The sequence below is a fragment of the Pantoea sp. Lu_F5_004 genome (assembly GCF_051136245.1).
GTDB lineage: Bacteria > Pseudomonadota > Gammaproteobacteria > Enterobacterales > Enterobacteriaceae > Pantoea > Pantoea agglomerans.
The window spans coordinates 666,958-683,749 of the sequence record NZ_CP194946.1 but is presented as its reverse complement, the minus strand read 5'-3'; the positions used below and the strand labels follow the sequence as shown (position 1 = coordinate 683,749).

The window sequence follows — 16,792 nt, the reverse complement described above, 5'->3', positions numbered from 1 at the left end:
CAGACACTCCAGACTGCATTAAAAATAGTGCGCGGATGATAGCACAGTTGCGATTTGTGCTATCAGCATCACGCCAGGATAGACGCAGGCGTTATCAGCCAGCGCTGCCAGCTGCTCAGAACCGTCTGCCGCTCCGCTGCATAGGCCTCTGGCTCAACGTGACCGGGCTGTTCCTGCAGGGCGCGATGGTGCAATGCGTCGCGCAGCGTCACATAAGCCTGCGTCAGCGCCTGTGCTTCATCGGCGGGCATTTTATGGTACTTCGCCATCAATTCGAAAATGCGCACATTGTCAGACCAGCGCGTCAGTTCAGGCTGCTCAGCGGCGTAGCGTAAGACAAGATATTGGGCGATGAATTCAATATCGGTAATGCCGCCCGCGTCGGCTTTAATATCCCAGCGACCTTTATGTTTGTTGCTGAGGTGAGCGCGCATCTTTTCACGCATCTCACGCACTTCAGTTTGCAGCGCTTCCGCGGCACGTGGCAGCGACAGAATCGCCTGACGAATTACGCTGAAACGTTCACCCAGTGCCGCCTCGCCAAAGACGACGCGTGCCCGGACCAGCGCCTGATGCTCCCAGGTCCAGGCTTCACTGCGCTGATACTCTTCAAAGGCCTCAAAGGTACTGACCAGCATGCCCGCTGCGCCCGAAGGACGCAGGCGCGCATCCACTTCGTAGAGAATGCCGGAGGAGGTGCGGGTACTGAAGAGATGCATGATGCGCTGGGCGAGGCGCAGATAGAACTGACGGCCATCGATGCTACGCTCTCCTTCTGTCACCGCGTCTGCCGGGCAGTCATGCAGGAACACCAAATCGAGGTCAGAACTGTAACCCAGCTCCCAGCCCCCCAGTTTGCCGTAGCCCAGCACGGCAAAACCGCGTTCATGTTCATTACTCAGATGCGAAGGACGCCCGTAACGCTGCACCATCATATTCCACGCCTGGCGCACCACAGATTCGATAATCGCTTCTGCCAGCCAGGTGAGATGATCGCTGACTTTCATCACCGGCAGCGTTCCGGCGATGTCGGCGGCAGCAATACGCAGATGCTGTGCCTGCTTAAACTGCCGCACCGCTTCCAGCTGCTGCTCTTCGTCCTCGGTAGGGATGCGCAGCAGATACTGACGCAGCTCATCGCGATAAGCATCGGTGGCGGTTGGCTGATAGAGCGTGGCGGGATCGAGCAGTTCATCCAGCAATAAGGGGTGACGCGCCAGTTGACTGGCCACCATCGGTGAGGCGCCGCACAGGCGAATTAAGTGGCGCAGCGCACCGTGATATTCGGTCAGCAGCTCCAGATAGGTGCTGCGGGTCAGCACGCCGAGCAGCAGCGGCGTCAGGCGGCTGAGCGTCACCGCCGCATCTTCACGCGGGCAGACTTCGCTCAGCAGACGCGGCATCAGCTGGTCCAGCGCCTGACGACCACGCGGGCCGATGGTGCGCCGGTTGATATCCTGCCGAAACGCCTCCAGCGTCTGGTGCAGCGTAAGCCGCTGCTCGTCACTGAGCTGCGGCACCAGCGGCGCCAGTTCACTATCTTCCAATTGGTCCTGCCACAGCACCTGAAACTCCGCCAGCTCACGCTGGTCGCCAATTTCGGGGGTATCTTCGCCAATCAGCTCGTCGAAGATAGCGCGCACCGCCGCCATCTGGCCGTCGAGCCGGGTCATCAGAGCAGGCCAGTCGGCACAATCCATCGCCCACGCCAGCCGGGCACGATGCAGTTCATCCTCTGGCAGGGTCTGGGTCTGCTCGTCGCCCAGGCTTTGCAGCAGATTCTCCAGCCGCCGCAGGAACAGGTAGGCAACACGCAACGCATCGACCTGTTCCGCGGGTAGCAGGGCCAGGGTTTTGATCGCCTCCAGCGTCGGCAGCAGTGAACGCAGCTGTAATGAGCGCTCACGCCCGCCGCGAATCAGCTGGAATACCTGAACGATAAATTCGGTTTCACGGATGCCGCCCGCACCCAGTTTGATATTGTTTTTCAGCCCGCGTCGCCGCACTTCACGGCTGATCATCGCTTTCATGTTTCGCAGCGACTGGATCACGCTGAAGTCGATGTAGCGGCGATAAACGAATGGTCGCAGCATCTGCTGCAGTTCAAGGCTCCAGCGATCGTGGTCATCACCCATCAGCCGCGCCTTGACCATAGCGTAACGCTCCCAGTCGCGTCCCTGCTCCTGGTAATAATCTTCCAGCGCGGCAAAGCTCATCACCAGCGGGCCGCTGTCGCCAAACGGGCGCAGCCGCATATCCACCCGATAGACAAAGCCATCCATGGTGGGTTGATCCAGCACTTTGATCAGCCGCTGTCCCATGCGGGTAAAGAACTGAGCGTTATCGAGTTCACGCCGTCCGCCACGCGTTGTGCCGTTTTCCGGCCAGGCAAAGATCAGGTCAATATCAGAGGAGAAATTGAGTTCGCCGCCGCCCAGCTTGCCCATGCCCAGAATCAGCATCGGCTGCGCGTCGCCGTCCGCATTACAGGGCGTACCAAAATCACGACAGCAATCCTGATAAACCCAGTCACGCGCCCGGCTGATCAGCACTTCGGCTAATGCGCTGAGCTGTTGCAGGCTCTGTTCGGTTGTGGCGTGCTGCAGAGACTGCATCCAGGCGATGCGTACCAGCATACGGCGACGAAACAGCCGCAGTTCACGCATCAGGCTCGCTTCACTGTCGATGCCGCTAAGCGCCTGATTGAGCCACGCAGCATAGTGTTGCCACTCATCAGGCTGCGGCGGTTGGTCGAGCATCGCCTGCCACCAGTCGGGATGTTGTTGCAGGTTTTCCAGCACAAAATCGCTGAAAGCCAGTCCGGCAGCCTGCTCCGGGCTTAACGAAGCCAGCGGAACCCCAAGCTGTCGGGCGGCCTCTTCGGCCTGGTCGCGTAGCAACGCGGGAAGTGCTGACAACATAACTCCCTCCTTGATGGCGTGACGGAATGCCCGTTAGCGGCCAGCGCCGCTGGTGAGCCAGAACGGAGGCTGTTTCAGCGCCTGCATCGCCAGCCAGGCTAACCCGGACGTCTGTTTTTCATGAATTGCCGACAGCAGCTGTTGCCACGGGTCGAGCCAGCTGACGACCGCTTCAGACGGATAGAATCCCGCCAGCAGGTGGACGGTAAGCAATTGACGCGCCAGACGGGTGGCTTTGTCCTGATACTCGTTGGGTTGTTTTACCGTGATGAACGTTTCTCTCAGATCGGCATTGACGCGGCTCAGCATAATGTCGCTGAAGCGTTTATAGGACCCCTGCAGCTTGGCTTCCCCTTTGGCATCGATCCACTGACGCCACTGAGACTCAGCCAGCCAGTGTGTCAGCGCCAGCTGCGTCTCAACCGAGAGGGAAGATAAGCAGAAAGTGGCAGCATCCTGCTCTTCATTCACCAGCGTCTCTTCCAGCGTGGTCAGCTGCTGACGCAGCGCACTGCTGGCTTTACGCGGCACCAGCGCACCAAACAGGCTGAACGCCTGACGCAGCAGATCCAGCGCTTCGCGCACCGCATCCTGAGCCGCCGCGTTGCCGCGCAGCCAGACTTCTTCATGATATTGCCAGTGATGAAGTCCTGCTGACATCGCGGCCACCATGCCCTGCTCTACGGTGGCTTTGGCGCCCGCTTTCAGCAGCGGGAAAGACTGTATCTGGCGCGGCGGATTACCCTGCGCCAGCTGATAGCCGCGGGCGGCTTTGCTCAGGCTGCCCATACGCAGACCGCCCAGCGCCACCAGCTGCTGTGCGAAGGCCAGCAGATCCTGCCGTTCGCCACGTTTCAGCTCCAGCTCGATCTCGCACAGCGGTTCGCTGAGATCACCTGCCGTGACCTCGCCCTGATCAAACGCCACTTCAATTTCACTGTTGCCTGTGGTGATCAGCCAGATCTCGCGCTGGAAATGAGTGGTAAACAGGGGCTGCAAGCGCGGCTGCAGCGCCGCGACATCAGTGCCCTGCGGCCAGATCTCTGCTGGCAGGCGTGCAATGTCCAGAACCGGTTCGCTGAGCTCAACGTTGTATTCCGGGCGCTGATGCAGTCCGCCGAGCGTCTGCCCCGCCGCTTTCAGCGTCATTTCATAACGCTGGTCAACGCCGCGGATACGCAATCCCATATCCCAGCGTCGTAGCTGGTTGTCGTCGGTTTCAAAGTAGATGTTGGTCAGCTCGCGAGCAGCCTGATGCTGATGCGGCAGAGTGGAGAGCAGTTCAGCCAGTTTCCCGGCCGCCTGTGGAGTTGCAATGAACTTTAGTTCGATTTCGATGGTCATAATTTTTTATTCACTACGCCGCTGGCACTTAAGAGGGTGTTTCCTGCATATTTCAGGCGATTATCAGCAGGTTACTCAAGCTGTCGCCTGGAGGGCAAGGGGTTATCAGGCGAAGATTAATGCACAGAAGCCGCGCTGTCTCTGCTTTCTTTGCTCTTTCGCAGACCTTTTCGCACTCTCATGAGACCAGGATAGTTCTCATTCAGATTTATGCGAGGCCTCTCCAGACTGTGCCGGTAAATTTTTAGTCAGACTAAGCCAAACGAAATCGAATGAAAAAAATTACTCTCGCTGGACTCACTTTGCTGGCCCTTAGCACCCTTGCACCTGCCCATGCCGACGAAAAACGCTATGTTTCTGATGAACTTTCAACCTGGGTTCGTAGCGGACCGGGCGATCAGTTTCGCCTGCTCGGTAAGCTGAACGCCGGGGAAGAGGTGCAGCTGTTACAGACCAACAATGACACGCATTATGGCCAGATCCGTGATTCGGAAGGCCGTACTACCTGGATCCCGCTGTCGCAGCTCAGTGCTAATCCGAGCCTGCGCACCCGGGTGCCTCAGCTTGAGCAGCAGGTGAAAGATCTGACCGCCAAACTGGATAACATCGACAACAGCTGGAACCAGCGCACGGCTGAGATGCAGAACAAAGTCGCCAGCAGCGACGGCGTTATCAACGGGCTGAAAGGCGAGAATCAGAAGCTGAAAAATGAGCTGATCGTCGCGCAGAAGAAAGTCAGCGCCGCTAACGTTCAGCTGGATGATAAGCAGCGCACCATCATCATGCAGTGGTTTATGTATGGCGGCGGCGTGCTGGGCGTCGGACTGCTGCTGGGCCTGTTACTGCCGCACATGCTGCCGCGCCGTAAGAAAAGCGATCGCTGGATGAACTGACACCATTTAGCCGGATTTGAGCAGGGGATCGCAGGATCCCCCTTTTGGCATGTCTGCAATCCGGGGAATCTGTGCAACAATAAAATGAGATGCACCGCTGTTTTCAGGCGCGGGACGCGCCCGGCGTGCAGGTTATTTCTTTTTCTCTGGAGTTTTGCGTGAAGACGTTTCTTGTTGGCGGTGCGGTGCGTGATGCGCTGCTGAATCTGCCGGTTACAGACAAAGATTGGGTGGTGACAGGTTCCACGCCCGAAGCCATGCTTGAGCAGGGCTATCACCAGGTCGGTCGCGATTTTCCCGTTTTCCTGCATCCCGTCAGTCGCGAAGAGTATGCGCTGGCACGTACCGAGCGGAAAAACGGGAAAGGCTACACCGGCTTTGTCACCTGGTCCGCGCCCGACGTGACGCTGGAGCAGGACTTACAGCGCCGCGATCTGACCATCAATGCGATCGCGCAGGATGAAAACGGCGAGCTGGTCGATCCTTATAATGGCCAGCGTGATATTGCCCTGCGCCTGCTGCGTCACGTCTCCGACGCCTTCAGTGAAGATCCGCTGCGGGTACTGCGCGTTGCGCGCTTTGCGGCGCGTTTTGCCCATCTTAACTTTCGTATTGCCCCCGAAACCCAGCAGCTGATGCAGCAGATGACCGAAAGCGGCGAGCTGTCGAATCTCACTGCTGAGCGGGTGTGGAAAGAGACGGAAAAGGCGCTGAGTTCCCGTAATCCGCAGGTCTATTTTCAGGTCCTGCGCGACTGCGGTGCGTTGCAGGTGCTGTTTCCTGAACTGGATAATCTGTTTGGTATTCCTGCGCCGATTAAGTGGCACCCGGAGATCGACACCGGCGTCCATACGCTGATGACACTGGCGATGGCCGCCGCCCTCTCCAGTGAGATCGAGGTGCGCTTCGCCACGCTGTTCCATGACGTCGGCAAGGCGCTGACGCCGCCTGAGCTGTGGCCCAGCCACCACGGTCATGGCCTGGCGGGCGTTCCGCTGGTCGGGGCGCTGTGCCAGCGACTGCGGGTGCCAAACGCGATTCGCGATCTGGCGCTGATTGTGACCGAATTTCACGACGTGGTGCACACCATTGAACGGCAATCCGCCGCGTCACTGGTGGCACTGTTTGACCGGATCGATGCCTGGCGTAAGCCGCAGCGCGTTGAGCAGATGGCACTGACCAGTGAAGCGGATGCGCGCGGGCGAGCCGGACTGGAGAGCATGCCTTATCCGCAGGGCGACTATCTGCGTCGTGCTTTTGCGCTGGCGCAGGCGGTGCCGACTAAAGCGGTGGTCGAAGCGGGATTTAAAGGTGCAGAAGTGCGGGAAGAGTTGACGCGACGACGGATTGACGCCGTCGCGCAGGGTCTGGCGATTACGCAGCCTGACTAGCAGGCTGCGTGGGCTTTACATGAAGACCATGTAAACCGCGGCTGCCACAATAAAGCGGTAGATCGCGAACGAAACAAACGAGATGCGTTTGATCAGCTGAAGGAAAGCTTTAATCGCAATCAGCGCCACGATAAACGCCGTGACAAAGCCCACTGCGAACATCGGGAAATCCGCCATCGTCAGGAAGCCGATGCTCTTGTACATATCCAGTACGGTCGCACCCATCATCATTGGCACCGCCAGGATGAAGGAGAACTCAGACGCGGCATAGCGGCTCACGCCCATCAGCATGCCACCGGAGATGGTTGCACCGGAACGTGAGAAGCCCGGCCACAGCGCTAAGCACTGGAAACAGCCAATCATAAACGCCTGACGATAGGTAATATCATCGACGCCCACCGCTTTCGGCTGTTTTGGCTTAAGGAACTCTGCTGCCAGCAGCAGCACACCACCTACCACCAGGGCGTACATCACGTTGATCGGATTAAACAGCGTTTTAATCTGATCGTGCAGCACCAGACCCACGACCACCGCCGGTACCATACCCAGCAGGATATGGATCAGCGACAGACGGCCAGTACCGACGCCTTCATGTTTGACTTCGCCAAAGTGGATGCCGATCAGGCCAAACAGACGGCGCCAGAACATCACTACTACAGCCAGAATCGATCCTAACTGGATCACAACTTCAAAGGTCTCGGCTTTTTCACCCTCAAAGCCCAGCAGGTGACCCACTATAATCATGTGCCCTGTGGAAGAGACCGGTAAAAATTCGGTCAGTCCTTCCACAACGCCCAGGATTGCAGCTACCCAAAGCTGATGAATATCTGCCATCAAATGTTTCCTCTATCCGTTTCAAAACCATTAAAAAGGCGGTAGCGCGTGGCTATCGCCTGAAATCATGCCGCTATCAGCCTGAATTAAACCTTAAGGTCTACACCATTTCGCCTGCTGTAACGAAACGGTACACGCTATGACAGACAGTAATTTGGTTTGGTTTCATTGTGATGGCAATCACATCGTATTTATTTAGGAATAGTCCCGCGCTCAATTCGCACGCCAACCTGTGCTGCCTGGGCTACAGCCCCCGGTTTGCTTACCTTTATGCGGACGCCAGGTGAATTGAAACGGTTCATCAACAGATCCGCGATTTCTTCAGCAACCCGTTCAACCAGCGCAAAACGACTGCCGGTAAGATGCGTCAGAATCGCCGAGGAGACATCCGCATAGCTAAGACAATCTTTCACATCGTCGCTGCTTGCCGCCAGACGGTTATCCCAGGCCATTTCGACATCGAGCACCAGCTTCTGTTGTATGCCCTGTTCCCAGTCGTAAACGCCAATGGTGGTGAAAACCGTGAGTTGTTCTATAAATACGATATCCATGATGAGAGTCTCTGTTTTTGGCTAAGCCGGATACCACTTCCGGCTGATTATGCGTATTATCCACGGTTAAAGAGATCAAAACGACCCTAAAGGGAACGGTACGGTGTTATGAGTGCTTTCGCGCTTGGTATGATTATTTTCGCGTATCTTTGCGGTTCGATTTCCAGTGCGATTCTGGTTTGCAAACTCGCTGGCCTGCCCGATCCGCGCACACACGGTTCCGGCAATCCGGGTGCCACCAACGTCCTGCGTCTGGGCGGTAAAACCGCAGCAGCCAGCGTATTAGTGTTTGATGTGCTGAAAGGGATGGTGCCGGTCTGGCTGGCCTATCTGATGCACGTGACTCCGCTCTATCTCGGTCTGACCGCCATTGCCGCCTGTCTGGGTCATATCTATCCGGTGTTCTTTCACTTTCGCGGTGGCAAGGGTGTGGCGACGGCATTTGGCGCGATTGCGCCGATTGGCTGGGACTTAACCGGGCTGGTCACCGGCACCTGGCTGTTAACGGTCTTACTCAGCGGCTATTCCTCGCTGGGTGCCATCGTCAGCGCGCTGATCGCGCCTTTTTATGTGTGGTGGTTCAAACCGCAGTTCACCTTCCCGGTTTCTATGCTCTCCTGTCTGATCCTGCTGCGTCATCACGATAATATTCAGCGGCTGTGGCGGGGTCAGGAAGGCAAAATCTGGAAGCGCAAAAAGAAATCTCAGCCATAAAAAAAGCCGGCAAGCCGGCTTTTTTCACATCAGATGGCGGGCAGTTCCGCCAGCGGCCAGCGCGGTCGCACGCTGACGCTTAACTCTCCCCGCGTTCCGCCTTTTAACCGCACCATGCCCGCATACGCGATCATCGCACCGTTATCGGTACAGAACTCCGGGCGGGCGTAGAACACTTCGCCGCCGCGCTTTTGCATCATGATCGCCATCTGCTCGCGCAGTGTGCGGTTAGCGCTGACGCCACCGGCAATCACCAGACGCTTAAAGCCGGTCTGATCCAGCGCACGCTTACATTTGATCGACAGCGTATCCACCACCGCATCTTCAAAGGCGCGGGCGATGTCAGCACGGGTCTGAGCGTCATCATCATTGGCGCGGATGGTATTGGCGGCAAAGGTTTTCAGGCCGGAGAAGCTGAAATCCAGGCCCGGACGATCGGTCATCGGACGCGGGAAGGTAAAACGTCCCGCCGTGCCCTGCTGCGCCATCTTCGACAGCATTGGCCCGCCCGGATAATCCAGCCCAAGCAGCTTGGCCGTTTTGTCGAACGCTTCACCCGCGGCATCATCGATCGATTCACCCAGCAGCGCGTATTCACCAATGCCGGTGACGCTAATCAGCTGCGTATGCCCGCCCGACACCAGGAGTGCGACAAACGGAAATTCCGGCGGATTCTCTTCCAGCATCGGCGCCAGCAGGTGGCCTTCCATATGGTGGACCGGCACGGCGGGGACTTTCCAGGCAAACGCCAGGGCACGGCCAATGGTGGCACCGACCAGCAGCGCACCGACCAGTCCAGGGCCTGCTGTGTAAGCCACCGCGTCGATCTGCTGCGGCTCCAGACCGGCCTCTTTCAGCGCAGCCTGAATCAACGGCACGGTTTTACGCACGTGATCACGTGAGGCCAGTTCCGGCACCACACCGCCATAATCGGCGTGCAGTTTTACCTGGCTGTAGAGTTGGTTAGCCAGTAATCCGGCCTCGTCATCATAGATTGCGATGCCGGTTTCATCGCACGACGTTTCAATACCCAGAATTCGCATTGCATCACCTCATTCTTGCGGCGCGCAGTTTATCACAGCAATTGGATGTGCAGCGCGGGCATCCACCGTAAAAAGTCATTTTCTGTCGGCTAAAGAGTGCGCTATACTCCCGCCCCTGGAAAAACCGGCAGCCGCACAGGCAAACGCTCCTGTTGGTTTCAAATTATCCATGGTGCTTTACAAACCAACTTGAGTTGGAGTAAAATGCTGCACCATTTTGAAATGTGCTGGCGCCGCAGTCAGCAGCAAAAACCGAATTTTATCGAGGTGAGAGTTACATGCCGGTAATTAAAGTACGTGAAAACGAGCCATTTGACGTAGCACTGCGTCGCTTCAAGCGTTCATGCGAGAAAGCAGGCGTTCTGGCTGAAGTTCGTCGTCGTGAGTTCTATGAAAAACCGACTACCGAACGTAAGCGCGCTAAAGCGTCAGCAGTTAAGCGTCACGCCAAGAAACTGGCTCGCGAAAACGCACGCCGCACTCGTCTGTACTAAGTCGTTCCGGAGGTCCGCCTCCACCGCGTGATTCACGCAGACAGAGTCAAGTAAAAGGCCGTGCTTTCCGAAAGGAAGCGCGGCTTGTTGCCGTTTATGAGCTGAAAATCTGGGGCGTATGGCTGGACGAATTCCACGCGTATTTATCAACGATTTACTTGCCCGCACGGATATCGTGGATCTTATCGATGCCCGCGTTAAGCTGAAAAAGCAGGGTAAGAATTTCCATGCGTGCTGTCCTTTCCATAATGAAAAAACGCCCTCTTTCACCGTAAACGGCGAAAAGCAGTTCTATCACTGTTTCGGCTGTGGTGCACACGGCAACGCTATCGACTTTTTAATGAACTTTGATCGTCTGGAGTTTGTGGAAAGTATCGAAGAGTTAGCCACTTCCCACGGTTTAGACGTGCCTTACGAAGCAGGCAGCGGGCCCAGCCAGATGGAACGCCATCAGCGCCAGAGCCTGTATCAGCTGATGGAGAACCTGAACGGTTTTTATCAGCAGGGTCTGCAGCAATCCAGTGCGCAGCCAGCACGCGACTATCTTGATCGTCGTGGTCTGAGCGCCGAAATCATCAATCACTTCGCCATAGGTTACGCGCCAGCTGGCTGGGATAACGTTCTCAAGCGTTTTGGTAAGCAATCGGAAGATCGCGAGTCATTGATGGAAGCGGGCATGCTGGTCAGCAATGACAAAGGCCGTACTTATGACCGGTTTCGCGACCGCGTCATGTTTCCGATCCGCGATAAGCGTGGACGCGTCATAGGTTTTGGCGGACGCGTGCTGGGTAACGATACGCCGAAGTATCTGAACTCGCCGGAAACACCTATTTTCCATAAAGGCCGCCAGCTCTATGGCCTCTATGAAGCAGTTAAGAACCATCCTGAACCCGCCCGCCTGTTAGTGGTTGAGGGATACATGGACGTGGTTGCGTTGGCGCAGTACGGGATAGATTATGCCGTTGCGTCATTAGGCACCTCCACCACTGCTGAACACATTCAGTTGCTGTTTCGCAGTACCGACACCGTGATCTGCTGTTACGACGGCGACAGGGCTGGTCGTGAAGCGGCATGGCGTGCACTTGAAACCGCATTGCCTTACATGAATGATGGTCGTCAGCTACGCTTTATGTTTTTACCCGATGGTGAAGACCCGGATACGCTGGTACGCAAAGAGGGTAAAGACGCCTTTGAAGCGAGGATGGAGCAGGCGATGCCGCTCTCTTCGTTTTTATTTGATAGCCTGCTGCCGCAGGTGGATCTGAGCTCACGCGACGGAAAGGCGCGCCTGAGCACGCTGGCTTTACCGCTGATTACACAGATCCCTGGTGAGACCTTACGAATTTATATGCGTCAGGAACTGGGGAATAAGCTGGGTATTCTTGACGACAATCAGCTTGAAAAGCTGATGCCGAAGCTGGCCGCAAGCGGAACGATGCCGGTAGCGCCACCGCTCAAGCGTACCACTATGCGCGTGCTGATCGCGTTGCTGATTCAGAGTCCGCAGCTGGCCACCCTGGTGCCTTCGCTTGATGGGCTGTCTGAGTCAAAAATGCCGGGTTTACCGCTATTTATTGAATTAGTGGGCCGTTGTAATGAGAATCCTGGATTGACCACCGGTCAGCTACTAGAGTTATATCGCGGAACAAATTTTAGTCAGACGCTTGAAACACTGGCGATCTGGAACCACATGATAGTAGATGAGGAAGCCGAAGCGGTGTTTCAGGACTCGCTGGCCAGCATCTACGACTCTGCTCTTGAAGAGCGCCTGGAGTTTTTGATTGCGCGTGAACGCACCCAGGGACTGAGCGCCGATGAGCGCCGTGAACTCTGGACTCTCAGTCAGGCGTTTGCCAGAAAGTAACTGTTTTCAGCACGCTGCCCGTTCTGACAGAGGAAAGGGCAGATTGTCTGTTTTAGTGCTGCCAGCTGTTTCACTACCGTGAACAGTCCGGGATCGAAATGGCCCGCAGCACCAGGTTTAAAGGCCTCTGGCGTAGAGCCGGGTCATTAGCACACATTTTAAAGGCCAGGCGTCAAAGTCAGTCTGGTCACCGCCAGCGCACAGCTTCCGGAGCGTACTGAAGTACGTGAGGAAAGCGAGCACTGCCGGAGAGCAGAATGGCGAGTAAGCCAGGCCATTAGCACAGAGTTTATACAAGCGGCTTAAGTGCCGAATACTGATGGGCAAAGCCCACGCCGCGACGAAGGCAGCGGCAAGAATTAAATGCCTTTACTGCTATTGTTGGCTCGCTGCCGACCGACACCAATCTAATTTAACAGAAGTGTGGATACCGTCTTATGGAGCAAAACCCGCAGTCACAGCTCAAGCTTCTTGTCACCCGTGGTAAGGAGCAAGGCTATCTGACCTATGCTGAGGTCAATGACCATCTGCCGGAAGATATCGTCGACTCAGATCAGATCGAAGACATCATCCAGATGATTAACGACATGGGTATTCAGGTGGTTGAAGAAGCCCCGGATGCCGACGATCTGATGCTGAACGAAAACAGCTCCGATACTGACGAAGATGCCGCGGAAGCTGCCGCTCAGGTGTTATCCAGCGTTGAATCTGAAATCGGGCGTACCACTGACCCGGTCCGCATGTATATGCGTGAAATGGGTACCGTTGAACTGCTGACGCGCGAAGGCGAAATTGACATCGCTAAGCGTATTGAAGACGGTATCAACCAGGTTCAGTGTTCTGTAGCCGAATACCCTGAAGCGATTACGTATCTTCTGGATCAGTACGACAAAGTTGAAGCAGGCGAATCACGCCTCTCCGATCTGATCACCGGTTTCGTCGATCCTAACGCAGAAGAAGATATCGCCCCAACGGCAACGCACGTGGGCTCTGAACTTTCTGAAGCCGATCGTAAAGACGATGAAGAAGAAGATGAGGAGGATGATGACAGCTCCGACGACGATAACTCAATCGATCCGGAACTGGCGCGCGAGAAGTTTTCTGACCTGCGTAAGCAATATGAAACTACCCGCGCAGTGATTAAAAGCAAAGGTCGCAGTCATGCTGCCGCCGTTGCTGAAATCCAGAACCTCTCTGATGTCTTCAAGCAGTTCCGCCTGGTACCGAAGCAGTTCGATTACCTGGTAGGCAGCATGCGCACCATGATGGAACGCGTCCGTACGCAGGAACGTCTGATCATGAAGCTCTGTATTGAGCTGTGCAAAATGCCGAAGAAAAACTTCATCACGCTGTTTACCGGCAACGAAACCAATGAAACCTGGTTCAAAGCCGCACTGGCCATGAACAAGCCGTGGTCTGAAAAGCTGCTGGAAGTGCAGGATGACGTGACACGTTCCCTGCAGAAGCTGGCGCAGGTTGAAGAAGAGACCGGTCTGACCATTGAACAGGTCAAAGACATTAACCGTCGCATGTCGATCGGTGAAGCTAAAGCACGTCGCGCCAAGAAAGAGATGGTGGAAGCTAACCTGCGTCTGGTTATTTCGATTGCCAAGAAATATACCAACCGCGGTCTGCAGTTCCTTGACCTGATTCAGGAAGGTAATATCGGCCTGATGAAAGCGGTAGATAAGTTTGAATATCGCCGTGGTTACAAGTTCTCGACCTATGCGACCTGGTGGATCCGTCAGGCTATCACCCGCTCTATCGCCGACCAGGCGCGTACCATCCGTATTCCGGTGCATATGATTGAGACCATCAACAAGCTCAACCGTATTTCACGCCAGATGCTGCAGGAGATGGGCCGCGAACCTACGCCGGAAGAGCTGGCTGAACGTATGCTGATGCCAGAAGATAAAATCCGCAAGGTGCTGAAAATCGCTAAAGAGCCGATCTCTATGGAGACGCCGATTGGTGATGATGAAGATTCACATCTGGGCGATTTTATCGAAGACACCACGCTGGAGCTGCCGCTGGATTCTGCTACCTCAGAGAGCCTGCGTTCTGCGACCCATGACGTGCTGGCTGGCCTGACCGCGCGCGAAGCGAAAGTGCTGCGCATGCGTTTCGGTATCGATATGAACACTGACCATACGCTGGAAGAAGTGGGCAAACAGTTCGACGTTACGCGTGAACGTATTCGTCAGATTGAAGCCAAAGCTCTGCGTAAACTGCGCCATCCGAGCCGTTCGGAAGTGCTGCGCAGCTTCCTCGACGATTAAGTCAGACAAAACCCCGGTTCGCCGGGGTTTTTTATGCCTGCCTGTTACCGCCTCTCCCCTGCCCTGCCCTGCGCAGATTCATTCGTTCCCCGCATGCAGTTCCACATAGAGCTGACGATACGCCTCTACCATCTCTTCCAGAGATGAGCGATTAAGGCCGCTGGGATTCGGCAACACCCACACCTGCGTTTTCCCCATGTATATCGGCTGTTTGCCCCATTCGACTTTGCTCTGTTTAAAAGCACGACGAAACGCATCCTTACCCAGGATAGCCAGCGCAGCCGGCTGGTAATCCAGTACCTTTTCCATCAGCCGTTTGCCGCCATCGCGCAGCTCATCAGGCGCTAACTCACTCGCCTGTACCGTGGGCCGCTCAACCAGCATGGTGATGCCGCAGCCGGTCTCCGTTAAGCGCTGCTCCTCTTCCGGCTTCAGCTGCTGCTGGGTGAATCCCGCCAGATGGATCACTTTCCAGAACCGGTTGCCGGGATGCGCAAAGTGAAACCCCTGATGGGCCGTTGACTGACCCGGATTAATACCACAGAACAGCACATCAAGACCGGAGGTGATGATGTCGCGGATAGCGTGTTCACTCATGCCGCCACCTCCAGTGTGCGCTGCTTCAGCGCTTCGCGGCTGCGTTGCAGCATCTGGCTGGCCTGCTCAGCATCCGGACAGGCGCGCGCCAGCGCCAGCGCGCCAACCATCTCTGCGAGCATGCTGGAGGCCAGCGCTTCCGCATCGGGCAGCCTCAGCTCACGCAATATCTGCGCCAGACCGGCATGCATCGCGTTAAAGCCCTGTGCGAAGATCTGCCGCGTTGGCTGTGGAAGATGAGCTACTTCACTCACCAGAGCGGCTAATGGACAGCCCTGCGCCGGCGCATTGCGATGCGCCTCGGAAAGATAGCTATCAATAAAATCTGCCAGCTGCTGCGCTGGCTGGGTCACGGACTCCGCGGGCGTTAAGGTATCGGCTTCAGCAAACATATGCTTCAGCACCTCCTCAACCAGCTCCTCGCGTGAGGTAAAATGCGCATAAAAACCGCCGTGTGTCAGGCCGACCCGCTTCATCAGCGCCGCTACACCAATTCCTTCGGTGCCGGTTTCACGCATCACGCGCGCCGCCTCATCAAGGATACGCTGCCGCGTATGCGCTTTGCTGCTCTGCTTCTCCATCTCATCTCCTGCGGTGTCTGCTACGTAGCGTCTGGCTATTATAGTAATTATTACGGTCATCATATTCCAGCTTGACGACAGATATGATGGTCGTCATATTGATGGCTATTATGACGATCATCATACGAGGAAAAAAAGATGTCACAATCAGGCACAGCTTTAATCACCGGCGCATCCAGCGGTATCGGTGCGACCTATGCAAAACGACTGGCAGCACGCGGTTATGATTTGATTCTGGTCGCGCGCGATCAGGGGCGGCTCACCACCCTGGCTGACGCACTGGCAAAGCAGCACGATATTCGGGTGACGGTTATGGCGGCTGACTTAACGCACGAGCAGGATCTGCAACGCGTGGAGTCGGAACTCGCGAACAACGCACAGATTACGCTGCTGCTGAACAACGCGGGCATGGGCGTTGAGGGTGAGTTTCTGGAGGCGGACATCACACGCATAAAAACCATGCTGGCGTTAAATATTCTGGCACCCACCCGTCTGGCACAGGCAGCTGGCCGGGCTTTCAAAGCGCGCGGAAATGGCATCATTATCAATATCGCCTCAGTGCTGTCACTGGTGCACGAGATGTTCAACGGCGCTTATAACGCCACTAAGTCTTACGTACTGACTCTGACGCGTGCGATGCAGCGTGAACTTGCAGAGAGCGGCGTGCAGGTACAGGCGGTGTTGCCCGGTGCGACCCGTACGGAGATTTTCGACCGCGCAGGCCAGTCTATTAATGACATTCCGGCTGAAATGCTGATGGACGTTGATGAGATGGTGGACGCCGCGCTTGCCGGACTCGACAGCAAGGAGACGGTAACCATTCCGGCGCTGGAAGATCTGCAGATGTGGCACGACTACGATCAGGCACGTGGCACAATGGTTCCCCACCTTTCGCGGAATCAATCAGCATCACGTTATCGTCAGCGCTGAGTCAGCCGTCAGCCATAACGACTGAAGTCCGGTTTCACTAAAGGCACGGAGAAGCATGATCCGTGCCTGTTTGCGACTTCAGGATCGCGGTTCGCCAGATTTGTTATAGAAATCAGCAGGTAAATCACTGCTGCTTATTTCAGCAACCGATGGCTGAGTGCTGGATTGCCCTGAAGAGATACTTTATAATCCCCGCTCCGCTGGCCCCTTAGCTCAGTGGTTAGAGCAGGCGACTCATAATCGCTTGGTCGCTGGTTCAAGCCCAGCAGGGGCCACCAAATTTTTTTATTGATTTCATCTAGTTAAGCCACCTTATTGCAGGTGGCTTTTTAGTTTAAAGAAGCAAGTGTCGCACT

At 55.9% G+C, this 16,792-nt stretch carries 14 protein-coding genes and 1 tRNA gene; 8 read left to right on the top strand and 7 right to left on the bottom strand.

The annotated features are described in order from the left end of the window. Positions 1–68: 68 nt before the first annotated feature. Complete coding sequence (glnE, locus tag ACR8BN_RS03300) at positions 69–2,921, bottom strand: bifunctional [glutamate--ammonia ligase]-adenylyl-L-tyrosine phosphorylase/[glutamate--ammonia-ligase] adenylyltransferase (RefSeq protein ID WP_434747325.1); 2,853 nt, start codon at positions 2,919–2,921, stop codon at positions 69–71. Positions 2,922–2,954: 33 nt separating this feature from the next. After that, positions 2,955–4,265, bottom strand: coding sequence for an inorganic triphosphatase (locus ACR8BN_RS03295; RefSeq protein ID WP_182687483.1), 1,311 nt, complete (start codon positions 4,263–4,265; stop codon positions 2,955–2,957). A gap of 272 nt (positions 4,266–4,537) precedes the next feature. On the opposite strand from ACR8BN_RS03295, the gene ACR8BN_RS03290 reads away from it, so the two are divergent. Next, positions 4,538–5,158, top strand: coding sequence for a TIGR04211 family SH3 domain-containing protein (locus ACR8BN_RS03290; protein WP_008925741.1), 621 nt, complete (start codon positions 4,538–4,540; stop codon positions 5,156–5,158). A 158-nt stretch (positions 5,159–5,316) separates the two neighbouring features. Further along, positions 5,317–6,549 carry a multifunctional CCA addition/repair protein gene (locus tag ACR8BN_RS03285; RefSeq protein WP_208443242.1) on the top strand — a complete coding sequence of 411 codons (1,233 nt, stop codon included), beginning with the start codon at positions 5,317–5,319 and terminating at the stop codon, positions 6,547–6,549. Between the two features lie 15 nt (positions 6,550–6,564). Here ACR8BN_RS03285 and bacA read toward each other — a convergent pair whose 3' ends face one another. After that, positions 6,565–7,383: an undecaprenyl-diphosphate phosphatase gene (bacA, locus tag ACR8BN_RS03280; RefSeq protein ID WP_031590888.1), complete on the bottom strand. Its 819-nt coding sequence runs from the start codon at positions 7,381–7,383 to the stop codon at positions 6,565–6,567. Between the two features lie 191 nt (positions 7,384–7,574). After that, positions 7,575–7,934 carry a bifunctional dihydroneopterin aldolase/7,8-dihydroneopterin epimerase gene (folB, locus tag ACR8BN_RS03275; protein WP_010249061.1) on the bottom strand — a complete coding sequence of 120 codons (360 nt, stop codon included), beginning with the start codon at positions 7,932–7,934 and terminating at the stop codon, positions 7,575–7,577. Between the two features lie 108 nt (positions 7,935–8,042). Here folB and plsY point away from each other — a divergent pair, with 108 nt between their 5' ends. Beyond that, positions 8,043–8,648 (top strand): glycerol-3-phosphate 1-O-acyltransferase PlsY, encoded by a 606-nt coding sequence (gene plsY, locus ACR8BN_RS03270; protein ID WP_010249063.1) that lies wholly within the window; start codon positions 8,043–8,045, stop codon positions 8,646–8,648. Between the two features lie 29 nt (positions 8,649–8,677). Here plsY and tsaD read toward each other — a convergent pair whose 3' ends face one another. Beyond that, positions 8,678–9,691 carry a tRNA (adenosine(37)-N6)-threonylcarbamoyltransferase complex transferase subunit TsaD gene (gene tsaD, locus ACR8BN_RS03265; protein WP_010249066.1) on the bottom strand — a complete coding sequence of 338 codons (1,014 nt, stop codon included), beginning with the start codon at positions 9,689–9,691 and terminating at the stop codon, positions 8,678–8,680. Positions 9,692–9,969: 278 nt separating this feature from the next. Between tsaD and rpsU the strand changes: the two genes are divergently transcribed. The 3 genes from rpsU (at position 9,970) to rpoD (ending at position 14,328) form a co-directional block, all read left to right on the top strand. After that, a complete protein-coding gene (gene rpsU, locus ACR8BN_RS03260) occupies positions 9,970–10,185 on the top strand; it encodes a 30S ribosomal protein S21 (RefSeq protein ID WP_001144069.1) in 216 nt (71 codons plus the stop codon). 118 nt (positions 10,186–10,303) lie between these two features. Next, the gene (gene dnaG / locus ACR8BN_RS03255; protein ID WP_250863205.1) at positions 10,304–12,049 is read left to right on the top strand and encodes a DNA primase; all 1,746 of its coding nucleotides are present in this window, start codon (positions 10,304–10,306) and stop codon (positions 12,047–12,049) included. 437 nt (positions 12,050–12,486) lie between these two features. Next, complete coding sequence (rpoD, locus tag ACR8BN_RS03250; protein ID WP_010699749.1) at positions 12,487–14,328, top strand: RNA polymerase sigma factor RpoD; 1,842 nt, start codon at positions 12,487–12,489, stop codon at positions 14,326–14,328. Between the two features lie 78 nt (positions 14,329–14,406). Here rpoD and mug read toward each other — a convergent pair whose 3' ends face one another. Both mug and ACR8BN_RS03240 read right to left on the bottom strand, forming a co-directional pair. After that, entirely contained in the window at positions 14,407–14,925 is a 519-nt protein-coding gene (mug, locus tag ACR8BN_RS03245; protein WP_434747324.1) for a G/U mismatch-specific DNA glycosylase, read from the bottom strand. Next, a complete protein-coding gene (locus ACR8BN_RS03240; protein ID WP_434747323.1) occupies positions 14,922–15,506 on the bottom strand; it encodes a TetR/AcrR family transcriptional regulator in 585 nt (194 codons plus the stop codon). Before ACR8BN_RS03240 ends, mug begins: the two co-directional genes overlap by 4 nt. Before the next feature lie 138 nt (positions 15,507–15,644). Between ACR8BN_RS03240 and ACR8BN_RS03235 the strand changes: the two genes are divergently transcribed. Then, the gene (locus tag ACR8BN_RS03235) at positions 15,645–16,436 is read left to right on the top strand and encodes an SDR family NAD(P)-dependent oxidoreductase (protein ID WP_434747322.1); all 792 of its coding nucleotides are present in this window, start codon (positions 15,645–15,647) and stop codon (positions 16,434–16,436) included. A 202-nt stretch (positions 16,437–16,638) separates the two neighbouring features. Then, positions 16,639–16,714 (top strand) — tRNA-Ile (locus tag ACR8BN_RS03230). Positions 16,715–16,792 lie beyond the last annotated feature (78 nt).

Bases quoted from the DNA above. Each gene is read 5' to 3' on its own strand.
- ACR8BN_RS03290 (WP_008925741.1), top strand. From the start codon at position 4,538: ATGAAAAAAATTACTCTCGCTGGACTCACTTTGCTGGCCCTTAGCACC.
- ACR8BN_RS03240 (WP_434747323.1), bottom strand. From the start codon at position 15,506: ATGGAGAAGCAGAGCAGCAAAGCGCATACGCGGCAGCGTATCCTTGAT.
- ACR8BN_RS03235 (WP_434747322.1), top strand. From the start codon at position 15,645: ATGTCACAATCAGGCACAGCTTTAATCACCGGCGCATCCAGCGGTATC.
- ACR8BN_RS03295 (WP_182687483.1), bottom strand. From the start codon at position 4,265: ATGACCATCGAAATCGAACTAAAGTTCATTGCAACTCCACAGGCGGCC.
- bacA (WP_031590888.1), bottom strand. From the start codon at position 7,383: ATGGCAGATATTCATCAGCTTTGGGTAGCTGCAATCCTGGGCGTTGTG.
- plsY (WP_010249063.1), top strand. From the start codon at position 8,043: ATGAGTGCTTTCGCGCTTGGTATGATTATTTTCGCGTATCTTTGCGGT.
- tsaD (WP_010249066.1), bottom strand. From the start codon at position 9,691: ATGCGAATTCTGGGTATTGAAACGTCGTGCGATGAAACCGGCATCGCA.
- rpoD (WP_010699749.1), top strand. From the start codon at position 12,487: ATGGAGCAAAACCCGCAGTCACAGCTCAAGCTTCTTGTCACCCGTGGT.
- dnaG (WP_250863205.1), top strand. From the start codon at position 10,304: ATGGCTGGACGAATTCCACGCGTATTTATCAACGATTTACTTGCCCGC.
- rpsU (WP_001144069.1), top strand. From the start codon at position 9,970: ATGCCGGTAATTAAAGTACGTGAAAACGAGCCATTTGACGTAGCACTG.
- folB (WP_010249061.1), bottom strand. From the start codon at position 7,934: ATGGATATCGTATTTATAGAACAACTCACGGTTTTCACCACCATTGGC.
- glnE (WP_434747325.1), bottom strand. From the start codon at position 2,921: ATGTTGTCAGCACTTCCCGCGTTGCTACGCGACCAGGCCGAAGAGGCC.
- mug (WP_434747324.1), bottom strand. From the start codon at position 14,925: ATGAGTGAACACGCTATCCGCGACATCATCACCTCCGGTCTTGATGTG.